This window comes from Marinomonas sp. SBI8L (assembly GCF_001624705.1).
Taxonomy (GTDB): domain Bacteria; phylum Pseudomonadota; class Gammaproteobacteria; order Pseudomonadales; family Marinomonadaceae; genus Marinomonas.
Map to the genome: position 1 here is coordinate 19,742 of NZ_JSEO01000022.1, position 14,322 is coordinate 34,063.

General features: G+C 39.7%; 10 protein-coding genes. 9 read left to right on the plus strand and 1 reads right to left on the minus strand.

The features are described from left to right. Positions 1-58: 58 nt before the first annotated feature. Complete coding sequence (locus OA91_RS22965; protein WP_197477864.1) at positions 59-823, minus strand: NUDIX domain-containing protein; 765 nt, start codon at positions 821-823, stop codon at positions 59-61. A 279-nt stretch (positions 824-1,102) separates the two neighbouring features. On the opposite strand from OA91_RS22965, the gene OA91_RS22970 reads away from it, so the two are divergent. The 9 genes from OA91_RS22970 (at position 1,103) to OA91_RS23010 (ending at position 14,282) form a co-directional block, all read left to right on the plus strand. Then, positions 1,103-2,584, plus strand: a complete 1,482-nt coding sequence (locus tag OA91_RS22970) for a carboxypeptidase M32 (protein WP_063340037.1) — start codon at positions 1,103-1,105, stop codon at positions 2,582-2,584. Positions 2,585-2,657: 73 nt separating this feature from the next. Further along, positions 2,658-4,130: an aminoacyl-histidine dipeptidase gene (locus tag OA91_RS22975; protein ID WP_063340038.1), complete on the plus strand. Its 1,473-nt coding sequence runs from the start codon at positions 2,658-2,660 to the stop codon at positions 4,128-4,130. Positions 4,131-4,408: 278 nt separating this feature from the next. Continuing rightward, positions 4,409-5,155 (plus strand): PAS domain-containing protein, encoded by a 747-nt coding sequence (locus OA91_RS22980; protein WP_046018940.1) that lies wholly within the window; start codon positions 4,409-4,411, stop codon positions 5,153-5,155. A 243-nt stretch (positions 5,156-5,398) separates the two neighbouring features. Further along, the gene (sbcD, locus tag OA91_RS22985; RefSeq protein ID WP_063340039.1) at positions 5,399-6,655 is read left to right on the plus strand and encodes an exonuclease subunit SbcD; all 1,257 of its coding nucleotides are present in this window, start codon (positions 5,399-5,401) and stop codon (positions 6,653-6,655) included. Continuing rightward, the gene (locus OA91_RS22990; protein WP_063340040.1) at positions 6,642-10,361 is read left to right on the plus strand and encodes an AAA family ATPase; all 3,720 of its coding nucleotides are present in this window, start codon (positions 6,642-6,644) and stop codon (positions 10,359-10,361) included. Before sbcD ends, OA91_RS22990 begins: the two co-directional genes overlap by 14 nt. Positions 10,362-11,059: 698 nt before the next feature. Next, on the plus strand, positions 11,060-11,788 hold the full coding sequence (gene minC / locus OA91_RS22995) for a septum site-determining protein MinC (RefSeq protein ID WP_046018943.1): 729 nt from the start codon (positions 11,060-11,062) through the stop codon (positions 11,786-11,788). A gap of 106 nt (positions 11,789-11,894) precedes the next feature. Then, on the plus strand, positions 11,895-12,704 hold the full coding sequence (minD, locus tag OA91_RS23000; RefSeq protein ID WP_046018944.1) for a septum site-determining protein MinD: 810 nt from the start codon (positions 11,895-11,897) through the stop codon (positions 12,702-12,704). Between the two features lie 4 nt (positions 12,705-12,708). Further along, positions 12,709-12,966: a cell division topological specificity factor MinE gene (gene minE, locus OA91_RS23005; RefSeq protein WP_009833334.1), complete on the plus strand. Its 258-nt coding sequence runs from the start codon at positions 12,709-12,711 to the stop codon at positions 12,964-12,966. Between the two features lie 140 nt (positions 12,967-13,106). Beyond that, positions 13,107-14,282: a cytochrome-c peroxidase gene (locus tag OA91_RS23010; protein WP_231870448.1), complete on the plus strand. Its 1,176-nt coding sequence runs from the start codon at positions 13,107-13,109 to the stop codon at positions 14,280-14,282. The last annotated feature ends 40 nt before the right edge of the window (positions 14,283-14,322 follow it).

Genomic DNA, 14,322 nt, shown 5'->3' on the forward strand with positions numbered 1-14,322 from the left:
GCTAAATCGGTGGCTGTTTAAAAGAGGCTAAAAGAAGCTGATTTAGGATGAAGTGCTTTTATAAGGAGCTAAAAAAAGTTTCTAACTTGGGGTGACGATCGCCTTCTTTATTGACATCTAGATATTCAAGTCCGGTTTTATTTGCTAATTGTTTAACCATGTATCGGTTAAACGCGTGATGGGTCTCATCTTGAATATAATCTTCTATTCGCACCCATTTTGCGTCTTCAATTTCATGTGTATCTTGAATATCAATGTCTTCTGTTAACGGCTTAAGTTTACAAATGAAGTACATGTTTGATTTTCCAAAGCGATAAGGGTGCTTAGTGGTTAAGCCTAGAACACTGGTGAATTTAGCTTTAACGCCAGTTTCTTCATATACCTCTCTAACAATGGCTTCAGAAATTTTCTCAGTCAGTTCCACATGGCCACCCGGTAATTTATAGGCAGATCCTTTTTCAATACGTTCTTTAATGACTAAGACTTCTTGTTTGTCATTAATGACAATGGCACCTGCACCTATGGTATAGCTGGGTATAAAGGGAACATATACCTGCTCTTTTAGGGTTAAGGTGAGGGTGATTTCATCCGTTAAACAGTTATGAAATTCGAATCCTAATTCAGTAGTGACAGGTATATAAGCTGCATGACTGAGAGGAATACTTACCCAAATAAGCTGTCTTGAATCTGCCTGTGCTTGTTCGATGAGGTTCGTGAGTGCCGTTTTAAAACCTTGGGTAGAGGAAACCGTATTCAAAGTGTTAATGGTAATACCGTTAAAATCATCATATTGGTATTCAAAGTAAGGCGTTATTAGAGACAAGGTTAACCTCGCGCAATGGCAAAATAGAATCGGGAATAAAGGGCCAAAGATACTTTAATTATAAAAACATAAAGTATCCGTATATCCATGTTTTTTCTGATCTTCTTTAGATTTTATAAAGAATTTTTATAGTGCATACGTTTTTCGTATGAGTCCAGTCTGAAATTCGATTGCGCCACTTATTTGCTTTGTTTTAATCTTGGCGCAAGCATTAACAATTCTTATTTGCTTGTTTTAATACGTTTAGCAAATCACTCCCACATCAAAATAGGAAAGCTCATGAAGCATTATCAGTTTTTAGTGAAAGAGTTTACTCGTCTACATCATTTTAATCATTTGAGTTCTATCACAGGCTGGGATGCGGCGGCTATGATGCCCGAAAATGGTAATCAAGCTAGGGCTAATGCAATGGCTGAATTATCACTACTCACCCATAACATTCTGGTTAACCCTGCTCTAAAAGACGCTTTCGAACAAGTTGATGAATCAAGCTTAAGCTTTGAAGAAAAGGCGTCTTTACGTGAAATGAAAGCCACATGGCAAGCTGAAAACTGTTTACCTGCTGATCTAGTCGAAAAAAAATCATTAGCAGGTGCTAAATGCGAACATGCTTGGCGAACACAAAGAAAAGAAGCTGACTGGGATGGCTTTGCAGAAAACCTGAAACCAGTGCTTGAGCTTACTCGTGAAGAAGCGGCTCTTAGGTCAGAAGCAACAGGCCTATCGAAATATGATGCTTTGCTTGATCTCTATGAGCCTGGCATGAGCAAAGTAAAACTTGATGAAATTTTTAACCAAGTTAAATCTTGGTTACCTGAATTAACTCGTGCAGTTATCGAAAAGCAAAATGCTAAAACCTTAGTAACACCTGCTGGCCCTTTTAGTGAAGCCTCTCAGAAAGCCTTAGGTCTAGACATTATGTCTTTATTAAAGTTTGACTTTACCCGTGGCAGGTTAGATGTAAGCTCTCATCCGTTTTGTGGTGGTGTACCCGAAGATGTGCGCATTACAACTCGTTATAGTGAAGAAGACTTTACCCAATCTTTGATGGGGATTATTCATGAGACGGGTCACGCAAAATATGAGCAAGGTTTACCTAGAGATTGGGTTCATTTACCTGTTGGTGAAGCGCGTTCTATGGGGATACATGAAAGTCAGTCACTTTTTATGGAAATGCAAATAGCGCGTAGTAAAGCCTTTTTAGGTTATGTTCACCCTCAAATTCAGTCACACCTAGGTACAGGTGAGGGTATGGATCTTGAAAACCTAGAAACCTTATATCACTGGGTTAAGGCAGATTATATTCGTGTAGATGCTGATGAAGTGACATACCCAGCCCACGTCATTTTAAGATATGAGATTGAGAGAGACTTAGTAGAAGGTCTGATTGAGGTTGATGACATTCCTGCTCTGTGGAACCAAAAAATGCAGGAATATCTTGGGGTATCTACGGAGGGCGAATTAACCGATGGTTGTATGCAAGATATCCATTGGACCGATGGCTCTTTTGGTTATTTCCCAAGCTATACCTTAGGTGCTATGTACGCGGCACAGTTTATGGCAAGTATCCGTAAAGAAATGGATGTTGATGCCTTGATTGCTAAGGGAGAGATTAGCCCAATACAAGATTGGCTAGAAAAAAACATCTGGTCGCAAGCAAGTTTCTATAGCACAGATGAGCTTGTGATAAGAGCAACAGGCGAGAGCCTAAACCCAGAATACTTTAGAGAGCACCTTGTCTCTCGTTATTTGGCTGACTAAAGACGCTTGTTTATATACAAATAACCTGAAAAGTTATCGACCAATTTATTTACTTAATAAGAAGAATTAAATAATGAATCAATATTTAGAAGAATTAGAACCAAAAATTGTTTGGAAACACTTTCGTACATTATGCGATACACCAAGACCTTCATTTCACGAAGCGCAGTTGCGTAATAATTTAATCGAATGGTCCCATGCAAGAGGGTTAGAAACTTATGTTGACCCTTGTGGTAACTTAATTATCCGTAAAAATGCGAGCCCAGGCATGGAAGGTAAGGCGACAGTTGTCTTGCAAGGACATCTGGATATGGTGGCGCAAAAGAATGCAGGGGTTGAGCATGACTTCGTTAAAGATCCAATAGCAACTCACATTGTAGAGGGTTGGGTAACAGCAAAAAATACTACCTTAGGTGCAGATAACGGTATTGGTGTTGCTGCTGCCTTAGCTGTTCTAGAAGCCAATGATATTCAGCATGGACCAATCGAAGCACTATTTACCATAGAAGAAGAGACGAGTTTAAGAGGGGCATTAGAATTAGAAGAAGGGATTCTAGAAGGTCGCCTTTTGTTAAACCTTGACTCTGAAGACAGAGGCGATGTGTATATCGGCTGTGCTGGTGGCGTTGATATTAATATTGATCAAACCTTTAATGCACAAGCTACTAGCTCTGATGATCATGCGTTTGAGTTGAGTGTGAAAGGCCTTAAGGGTGGCCACTCAGGTCTGGATATCCATAAGGGCAGAGCCAGCGCAAACGTATTGCTTAGCAAGTTGCTTGTTAAACTGAATGATGCCAATTTGATTTCTATTGCAGGTTTTAATGGTGGCACATTGCGTAATGCCATTGCCCGTGAAGCCGTTGCGAGTGTTTGTGTTGCACCTGATAATGTCGAGCAAGTAAAAGCATTAGTTAAGCAGGTAGAGCAGCAAATGCAGCTTGAGTTTGCTGCTATTGAAACTAAGTTAAATTTAAATTTGGTTGAAATTGAGACGCCTAAGTTTGTGATGAATCAAGCTGAGCAGAAAGCCATTATCAACGCGCTTATTTCTGCCCCTCACGGGGTTAATAGAATGAGTACCGAGCTTGAAGGTGTAACAGAAACTTCCTGTAACTTTGGAGTAATAGACCTGAAATTAGAACAAGATAAGTTTGCTTTTAGTGCTTGCTTGCTTGTCCGTTCTCTAATTGATGAGGCTGTTTTTGATCTGGCCCGTGTTGCTCAAGCTGTATTTGAACAAATTGGTGCGAATGTAAGCCTAGAAAATGATTACCCTGGTTGGAGGCCTGATCCAAGTGCTGGGCTTTTAGCTCATTTCCTTCAGGTTCATAAAGATATTATGGGCTATGAAGCAAATGTAAAAGTGATACATGCAGGTTTAGAGTGCGGCATTATTGGCGCGAAATATCAGGGAATGGAAATGGTATCTTTTGGGCCTAACATTCGTGGCGCTCACTCTCCTGATGAACGCCTTGAGATAGACTCTGTTAATGACTTTTGGCGTTTACTTGTTAGCGTTTTGGCACAAGTGCCTAATAAGTAACGGCTATTTAATCGAATTAGCGGGTTCTAAGGCCTAAGTACATTGCTTAGGCCTTTTTTATGTGACTTTTTATTTTTTAGCTATCTCAATGAGATAGGTTTTCAAGTCTATATTTTTTACACAATTCACTGCAAAACACTTATTTCCCTCGCATAAATACAACAATTCGACACATTACAGCCAAAGTTGGGCTGCTAAAGTTGATATTTTAGAAGAGCGATAAGCTCAGTTTATAACTTAGTATTAATCATTCTTAGATTCTTACGAGGGGGTAAAATATGTTACAAGGCTCGGCCCAGCCCCTTTTATTTGGTGGGATAGCTGGCTGTATTATTGCCTATTTAGTTGAGGTTTGGTTATTACCAGAATATGCCTCTAACTTATCTTTAATTATCTTTGTATTGGTAACTAGCCTAGTTATTCTTTTAGCTATGTTTGTTTCTAGACTTTGGCAAGATAGGGAAATAGAGCAGAAAGTCAGGTCGGTACTACCGAACCTTAGCCATTCAAACTCAAGTTTATTTGTTTATATGCAAAGTTTAATTGCTGCCTATAAAGCCTCTCATACAGAGTTGAGAAAGTATCAAAAAATTATTGAGCAACAAAAGAATCAAGAGCAAGAAACAGAAGGCATTTTAAATGCAGTATTAGGTGGATTAGATGCTCCGCTGATTATTCTTGATCAAGATGCAAAAATTATCGAATTTAACGCAGAAGCAGAGCGTTTGTTTGGCTATGACAAAAGCTTCGCGTTAGAAAAAAGCCCTGTTGAGCTACCTTTGCTTGATGTATTAACCAATATTTATGAGAAAGGTTGGAATACAGAAATTACGGCTAATGGCCCAAACTTACTAAAGCGGCCCATTAAAACCTTAGGCCAAAACAGGCGCGGAATGAAAATAAGCTGTAGTACAACCATTCAGCAATTAGAGAACAAAAACTCTCGGTTATTTGTTGTTCGTGTGAGTTCCTCTGTGGTGAATGCGGCAGACTTTGGTGGCCCTCAATCATCCGCTATGAATTAGTCTTTATATTTAAGGCATTTTATCCGCAAGCAGAGACGTAAAGGCATATTCGCCGCTTCTCTAACTGCATTTCTTGAATGAGTCATTCATCTTCACTCTTTTTATCCTAAATCAAAGCTTTGCTCATTAAGGCTGTTTAATTGCTGAGATAGCATACTGGTTTTTATCACTTTTTTTATTTTATGCTGCAATAAGCTCTGCTATTCGTTACTCTGCACCTTCCACTAAACATGCGATAGCTTGATGAAAATTCTACATACATCTGACTGGCATCTTGGTCAGTTCTTTATGGGTAAAAGTCGAAAAAATGAGCATAGTGCACTTATCAATTGGTTATTTGAGTGTGTCGAAGAACAAAACATAGATGTTGTTCTTATTGCTGGGGATATTTTTGATACGGGATCGCCTCCAAGTTATGCTCGAGAGCTCTATAATCAGTTAGTTTTAGGCTTACATAAGCGTGAGTGTCAGCTTGTCATTGTTGCTGGCAATCATGACTCTGTGAGTATGCTTAACGAGTCAAAAACCTTACTGGCAGAGCTAACAACTTATGTTGTTGCAGCGGCTGACCCACAACAGCCAGATGAACACGTTATCAAGCTGTACAAAAAAGGCAGTTCAGATGTCGCTGCGTTAATGTGTGCTGTGCCTTATATTCGCCCTCGTGATATTTTTCAGAGTGAAGCTGGCCTTGATGAGCGTCGTAAACAAGGTTTATTAGCAGAACAAATTAAAGATTTTTATCAAGATGTGTATCAAGCCGCGCAAGCTCAGTCTCAAATGTTAGGGGGAGTGCCGATATTGGGCTCTGGCCATCTAACGACACTTGGGGCAAGTATTTCTGAATCTGTACGTGAAATTTATGTGGGCACATTAGAATCCTTTCCGATGGATTATTTTCCTCCGTTTTCCTATTTGGCGTTAGGTCATATACATAGACCACAAAAAGTATCCGGTCTTGACCATGTCCGCTATTCGGGTTCACCTATCGCATTAAGTTTTGATGAGTTGGCACGTAATAAAAGTATGGTGCTGGTGGATTATTCGCAGAGTCATACAGAACCTGTGATACAGACTTTAGAAATTCCAAGTTTTCAGGCTCTTTTTAGTACGAATGGTGAGCTTAGTCAGGTGGTATCTGAATTAAAACAGGCTCATGCCAATTTAGATCAGTCTCAAGGAGAAATGCCAACTTTGTGGGCGGAAGTGACTTTAGTGTCAGATGAATATGTATCTGACTTATATCGACAGCTGCAAATGGCATTAGAAGGTTTGGAGATCGAGTTATTAAGAGTTAAGCGACAGTTAAAAACCCAGGTGCAATCTATGCCACAGGGTAGTAAAGAAAACTTGGCAGAACTGTCCGTGACTGAAGTGTTTGAACTTTGTGTAGACAGTGCTGGAATAGACGAAGATAAAGTCCAACTAACTCATTTATTTAAGCAGCAATATCAAGCCATGCTTGCTTCTCAAGAGGCGTTAGAAGATGAAAATCTGTAGTCTTAGATTAAAAAATATTAACTCCTTGAAAGGGGAGTGGAAGTTGGATTTTACCCAATCGCCTTTTAGCGATGCTGGTGTTTTTGCCATAGTGGGGGCCACAGGCGCCGGAAAAACCAGTTTATTGGATGCCATCTGTCTTGCTCTGTTTCATGAGACACCTCGTCTTAAGGTGAGCCCTTCACATAATGAAGTCATGACACGTCACACAGCTGAATGTTTAGCAGAAGTTGAATTTGAAGTTAAATCAGTTCGCTATCGCGCTTTTTGGAGCCAAAGGCGTGCCCGTGAGAGAAGTGACGGTAAATTACAGCCGGTTAATGTTGAGCTTTGTCTTGCCTCAGGTGAAGTACTGACAACTAAAGTAAATGAAAAATTGACGTTAATGGCTCAAATCACTGGTTTGGATTTTGCTCGATTTACTAAATCCATGCTACTTGCTCAAGGTGGCTTTTCGGCTTTTCTAAATGCAGAAGCAAACGCCAGAGCAGAATTATTAGAAGAGCTTACGGGAACAGAAGTCTACGGGGATATTTCTAAATATGTGTTTGAGGAGCATAAGCGGCAACGCCAAGAGCTGCTTTTACAAGAGCAGCAGTTGGACGAATACGAAAGTTTAGATGAAGAAACACTCGCAAATTTAAGAAAGAAAGAAGCAGAATTTGCTGAACGTGAAGCCACTTTAAAGTTACAAAAAGAAAGTCACGAAAGCCAATTGAATTGGTTCAAAGTTTGGCAAAGTTTAAGTCTCAAACAAGCTGATTTGGGTCTAATGTTAGGGACAAGTGATAGCGCCTGGGAAAGCTTTAAACCAAGTTTGATGTCTCTTGAATCGGCGTTAAGTGCCAAAGTTATCCGTCAGTTTTATGAGCAAAAACAGCATACGTCAACAGCTGAAAGAGATGCGGTAGAAAAGCTAAAAGTAAACCAAGTCGAACTTACCAGATTAAAAGAAGCAAAAGATAGCCTAGTTAAAACAGAGTCCAGCGCTATAGCTAAACATACCTTGTGTGAGACTGAATCAGAAAACTTTCATCAATTAGATATTCAGGTCATTAGTCCACTTTTAAGTGAAAAAAATAAGCAAGATGCATTGCTGTCTAAAACAGCTTTAGACTTAAAAGAAACTAACGCACAAAGTCAAAAGTTAGACTTACAAAGACAGGCAGATGTTAAGCAATTGACGCACCTCACTCAGGAGATGCAAGCACTTCAAATAAGCTTAAGTCAGTCACCGCAAAATGAGTTGATAAATAATGAATTGGCAGCTTGGCAGCAGCAATGGCAATACTTGTTAGGGCAACAAAATTCGTTACATCAAGCTAACGAACTAAAGGATAAACTCCAACTTGATAAAACTGAGTTAGTGCAACGACAGCAAGATAATCAAACTAAAGTTGAGCATGAAAATGCTAGCTTAGCTCATTTAGATAATGTCTTACTTAACGCTGAAAACGATATTCTAAATCTTACTTCTGGAATGGAAGCTAATGCTTGGTTAGAGGTGGATCGTCAATCTCTGCAAGCCGCGCCTTCGATTCAGCAGGCCTGGCAAATAGTGCAAAACTATGATTATGCTCAAGGACAATTATTGCGATTCGAGCAGCAAAAAGCAGAAGATCAGGGGGAAAAAGATCACTTAGATCAACAGCTAGTACTTAAGCGACAAGCTTTTCAAGAAGCAAAAGCCCATTTAGAGACTCTCGAATTGTTAGCAAAGAAAGAAGAGCGAATTCAGCAGTTGGAGGTCTTAAGAGCAGAGTTGGTGGATAATGAAGCCTGTGTTTTATGTGGTGCTTTAGAACACCCCTATGCTCACGGGCATCAACCTAGTGTTAATCAACAAACGCTTGCTCAGTATGACACTCAGTTAGCTAAGGTCAATCAGCTTGAAAGTGAGGGACGTGAGTTAAAATCTCAGCGACAAACATTAGAGGTTTTGATTAGCCAGCAAGAGGCAAACCTGTTAGAACAAAAGTCTGTTATTGATCAAATTAAGCAAGGTTCGAATGACTTAAGTTTACCTAATGATAAGGTGTGGCCTGCAATTTCTGATCTCATGGCCTGGCAAGCTATTCAGGCTGAGTCTCAAACGTTACAAGCTCAAAATGACGTAATACGAAATCAGCTCACTCTTCTAATGCAAAATGTTGATAACGCTCGACAGCAGGCCCAAGCCGCAAAACAAACACTGGAAAAACTCATACAACAGCAAGGCTTTGATGCTCAATCTTTGCTTGCGATGAATGCTCGTATCGATGAAATTAGCAAAGAGAATCGCGCTGAGATTAATCTTTTTCGTGATAAACAAACTCAGTTGTTGCAAGAGTTACAGCCTCACCTAGACAGACCTTATGAGTTTCAAGAACTGAATCAAGCATTTGAACAACTTAAACATAGGTTGCTTACTTGGCAAGATGCGCAAGCAAGACAAGAGGCTTTGAAGCAGCAAGAAATTAATCAAAATGCTAAGCTTGCAGCTAGCCAAGAGCAGTTGCAGCAGTTACAACAAAAAAGTCATGAATTAAATTTAGTTTTAGAGACTCACCAAAAAGAGCTGGCTTTGATTCAAACTGAGTTAGTGAATCATTTGGGTGATCACAGTTTAGAGCAAAAAAGAGAGGCAACTAAACTCGCTCTTACCTTATCTGATAAAGAGCTTAAGGCCGCTCAACAAAAGGTATTAGACAATAGTGCTGACATTCAATCCCTAGAAGGAGGTGTGTTAGCACAAGAAAGCAGCCTGTTGCTTTTACGTGAAAATAAGATAAAGGCTCAAGGTGTATGGCAGCAAAAGCTATCTGAGGCGGGTTTTGAAGGCGAAGCGAGTTGGCAAGCTCTGTGTTTAGATGATGATAAAATTGAGCGCTTAACGCGTGAGAGAAAACGTCTCGAAGAAGAAAAAGCACAAGCACAAGATAGATTACAGCAAGTACAAGGTGAAATGAAAAAGCACCAAGATGCCTTGCCTGAAAATACAGGTTTTAACCTTGATTTAGTTCTCGCATTTAAAGAAGAAGACTTGGCCAATCAGATAAAATCTTTGCAAGAAACGATTATTGAATTATCAGCGCAGCACAGCCAAGAGCATCAAAGTTTTGGGCAAATTCAAATGCAGCTTAAAGCGCATGATGAGGCTCAAACTAAGTATCAATCAAATCTTAAAAAATTGGCTAAAGCTAGAGATGATATGGCCTTGATGACTCAGTTGCAGCAGTTGATTGGCGCGGCTGATGGGGCTAAATTTAGGAAGTTTGCCCAAAGTCTTACCTTAGATAACCTTCTATATTTAGCAAATCAAAGGCTTGCTTTGCTACATGATAGGTATCAGTTAAAGCGTAAAGTTGGCGATAAACTAGAACTTATTGTATTAGATACTTGGCAAGCAGATAGTGAAAGGGACACACGTACTTTATCTGGTGGAGAGTCATTTTTAGTCAGCTTAGCGCTTGCCCTCGCTTTATCTGATTTGGTGTCTCATAAAACGAGTATTGATTCTCTTTTCTTGGATGAAGGTTTTGGTACTTTGGATAGTGAAACCTTAGATATTGCACTTGATGCTTTAGAGCTTCTTAATGCAGCAGGTAAAATGATCGGCATAATTAGCCATGTTGAAGCATTAAAGGAGCGTATTCCTGTGCAAATAAAATTATCTAAATTGCCTGGGCTTGGGATTAGCCAACTCGACAAGGCTTATGCCATTTAAATAACCTGAACTTCACTCTAGGGAAGCTGCGAATAAGTCCTCCCGCCTCAGCGTGTGGATAAAAGCAACTAGATTTATGGCGAGGAGCGCAACTTAATAGTGATTCTATTGATAAGATCCTCAACTTAAAGGTAGGGCTTTTAGGCCACGCCCTGCGGGTCTTTGAAGAATACCTAAACGGCATTTCAGAAAAAGCGTCACCCTGTGTTGTCCCTTTTCGAAAGGTGCCTACAGCTCTTATCAGAAAAAGCGGCAAAGTGACGCCTTGATTGATACTTTTTCTGAGAAGACTGAGAAGAGGTGATTGAATCGCAGTTTCCCTAATATTAGGGAGAAGTTGTCCCCAGAAACAATACAATAACTCTCTGAATAAGTGTGATTTCATTTTACTTTTCAGTGCTTTAACTCCTTGTCTAGCTTCTTTTTTATTTTTTTATGTTTCAAAAGCTTTAACGTGTAAAGATGGTTATCAGATGCTTTTTTGCAGGTTAGTAAGTACCTCATTGCTGCGAAGTTTTGTGTACATTTGAAAAAAACATTTCAGTAAAAAATTACAAGTTGGCCGAAAAGAATTAACTTTTGTTGTAGAAAGGTATTTCTTGGGTGCGAATCCCTGTTTCTAGCTTTCTTTAAATTTTGAGCTTGTTAAAATAAGTGTGGCGAAAGAGCGCTTCAACACCATTTATAAGGACACACGTATGTCAGAGTCAAACTTCCAGTTCAAAGGAAGTGTTGTGACCACTATTTTGTTAGAGATAAGCCATTTTGATGAAATGTCGCTTATCGCTGCAATTGAAAATAAAGTAGAGCAAGCGCCTAACTTTTTTCAGATGGCCCCTGTTATTATTGATCTGTCAAAACTGGATCAAGTGATTAATCTAGACGAATTTAATCGTCTTTTGCTACATTTAAAAAACCTAGGTTTAAGCCCTATTGGCTGGCGTTCACACGAGACGAATAAACCTGCTTGGCAAGATGAGGTAAGTTTACCTCTGTTGCCTGCATCAAAAACTCGAGCGACCAGATTAGAGAATAATGTTAATCAAGATAAAGCTAACCCTGATGTCGTGATTAAAACTGTCGTTGAAGAAAAGAGAGTTGCGCAAAGCTCAAAAATTATCAGTAAGCCGATACGTTCAGGGCAGCAGGTATACGCAGAAGGGGATTTAATTATACTATCTTCTGTTAGTCCAGGTGCTGAAGTGCTGGCTGATGGTAGCATCCATGTTTATGGTGCTTTGAGAGGTCGAGCCTTAGCGGGTGTTAAGGGTGATAGTAATGCGCGCATCTTTTGTCGTAGTATGGAAGCCGAGTTAGTATCAATCGCGGGTAATTTTATCCTGAGTGATGCGCTACAGAAAATTTTGTGGAAGGAATCTGCTCAAGTTTTGTTGAATGATGAAAATTTAGATGTTGTCGCTTTTTAGTCTGCTCAAGTTAGGTTAATGCCGCGGCTATTCATATGTATGGTTTGACACTCTAAATTATAAAAAATGATAAATACGCATAAAAATTGCGTTTGGGAGAAAAAAATTGGCAAAAATTATTGTGGTAACGTCAGGTAAAGGCGGGGTAGGGAAGACCACGTCAAGTGCTGCCATTGGCACTGGCTTGGCTCTAAACGGCCATAAAACTGTCATTATTGATTTTGATGTAGGTTTGCGAAACCTAGATTTAATCATGGGCTGTGAACGACGTGTTGTTTATGACTTTGTGAATGTAATTAATGGCGAAGCGACACTGACTCAGGCTCTGATTAAAGATAAACGTACAAAAAATTTATCTATATTACCTGCGTCACAAACTCGTGATAAAGATGCTTTGTCACAAGAAGGTGTTCAGCAAGTCTTAAACGAATTAGGTAAGACTTACGACTACATCGTTTGTGATTCACCGGCGGGTATTGAAAGAGGGGCGCAAATGGCCCTTTATTTCGCAGACATTGCCATTGTTGTAACTAACCCAGAAGTCTCCTCTGTTCGAGATTCAGACCGTATTCTAGGTATTCTGCAAAGCAAATCTCGCCGTGCAGAACAAGGTATGGACCCTATCGAAGAGCACTTGCTATTAACACGCTACCATCCAGAGCGTGTAGAGCAAGGTGAAATGTTAGGCGTTGCTGACGTAGAAGAGATTCTGGCTATTCCTCTTTTAGGCGTGATTCCTGAGTCTGAAGCTGTATTAAAAGCTTCAAACCAAGGGACACCTGTTATTTTGGATACTGAATCAGAAGCTGGTCTGGCATATGATGATGCCGTTCACAGATTATTAGGCGAAGATCGCCCGTTACGCTTTTTGGAAGTGCCTAAAAAAGGCTTTTTTAAACGATTACTTGGGGGTTAGTTGAGTGGGTATTTTTGATTATTTTAAAAGTAAGAATGAGCCTACATCAGCGTCTGTAGCGAAAGAGCGTTTACAAATTATCGTTGCCCACGAACGTGGTAAAAGGCAGCAGCCGGATTACCTACCTCAGATGCAGAAAGAAATTATTGAGGTGATCCGCAAATACGTCAATATTGGTTCGGATGATGTTCAAATACAGTTAGAAAATATTGAGGATTGCTCAGTATTGGAGCTGAATGTGACACTTCCAGATCAAGCTTAACACTTCAGTTATTTAAGCCTTTAAAAAAGCAGCATGAAAATGCTGCTTTTTTTTGACTTTTATCAAAACGATAATGCTTACTATTTGTGTTACTATTTGTAAGAAGTTAAAACAAAATTTGTTTAGAAAAAAGGTGAAGTGTGCGCAAATTTGCTTGGTTATTGTGTTTATCTGGTTTTGCTCTGACAGCTTGTCAGTCAGTTGATGAAACCACTAGTGTGCTTGATACAAAGAAGAAGTCGAGCTTACCTCTTGCTATGGATGACCCCATGGCAAAATTAGGTGGGCAACTTTACTTTGATGTGAACTTGTCGCTTAACCGTAACCAGTCCTGCGCTACCTGCCATAATCCTGCAAAAGGCTTTATTGATGATAGGGATAATGGTGTTTTTGGTATGGCTTCTCTTGGCTCTGATAATGTATCCATTGGTGATCGTAATGCGCCAACCGCTGCTTATGCTGCACTAAGTCCTTTGTTCTCAAAGAATAAAGAAGGTAAATATATTGGTGGTCAATTCCATGATGGCAGAGCTTCAACTTTAGCAGATCAAGCTGCTGGGCCACCGTTAAACCCAGGTGAGATGGCAATGTTATCTGAGGATCAAGTGCTAACTCGCATCAATGAAAATGCTACTTATCAAAAACTGTTCTCACACTTGTTCGGAGCTGAGGTGCTGACGGACAGTAAACAAGCTTATAAAGCCATGAGTGATTCTATTATGGCATTCGAGCAAACTGAATTGTTTATGCCGTTTGATTCAAAGTATGACAAATATCTTCGCGGTGAAGTGGCATTTACGGATCAGGAAGAGTTAGGAAGAACGCTATTTTTCTCAGAGCAGTTTACCAATTGTAATCAATGTCATCAGCTAAGTTCTTCGCCATTTTATGCGACAGAAAGTTTTACCGATTTTAGTTATCACAATATTGGAGTGCCAGAAAATAAAGCTTTAAGAGCGATCAACGGTGTGACAGCAACAGATTTTGGCTTGTTCAATAACCCAGAAGCCAGTTTTGAGTCAGAAAAAGGTAAGTTTAAAGTGCCAAGTTTGCGTAATGTCGCAGTGACTGGGCCTTATATGCACAATGGTGTATTTCAAGATTTAAAAACTGTGGTTCTGTTTTATGATAAATATAACAATGTCACACGTACAGAGAACCCTGAAACAGGTGAGTTATGGGGGCAACCAGAAGTTGGGATAAACCTAGCAACTGAGTTGACTGATGGTCCTGCTTTACCAGATGAAAGAGTTGACGCCTTAGTTGCATTCCTTAAAACATTGACGGATGCAAGATACGAATCTCAGCTGAATTAAAAATGAAAAAAGCCCCGAATGGGGCTTTTTAATTTTGTTC

Coding starts and splice junctions, on each gene's coding strand:
- OA91_RS22990 (WP_063340040.1), top strand. CDS start 6,642: ATGAAAATCTGTAGTCTTAGATTAAAAAATATTAACTCCTTGAAAGGG.
- sbcD (WP_063340039.1), top strand. CDS start 5,399: ATGAAAATTCTACATACATCTGACTGGCATCTTGGTCAGTTCTTTATG.
- OA91_RS22980 (WP_046018940.1), top strand. CDS start 4,409: ATGTTACAAGGCTCGGCCCAGCCCCTTTTATTTGGTGGGATAGCTGGC.
- minC (WP_046018943.1), top strand. CDS start 11,060: ATGTCAGAGTCAAACTTCCAGTTCAAAGGAAGTGTTGTGACCACTATT.
- OA91_RS22970 (WP_063340037.1), top strand. CDS start 1,103: ATGAAGCATTATCAGTTTTTAGTGAAAGAGTTTACTCGTCTACATCAT.
- OA91_RS22975 (WP_063340038.1), top strand. CDS start 2,658: ATGAATCAATATTTAGAAGAATTAGAACCAAAAATTGTTTGGAAACAC.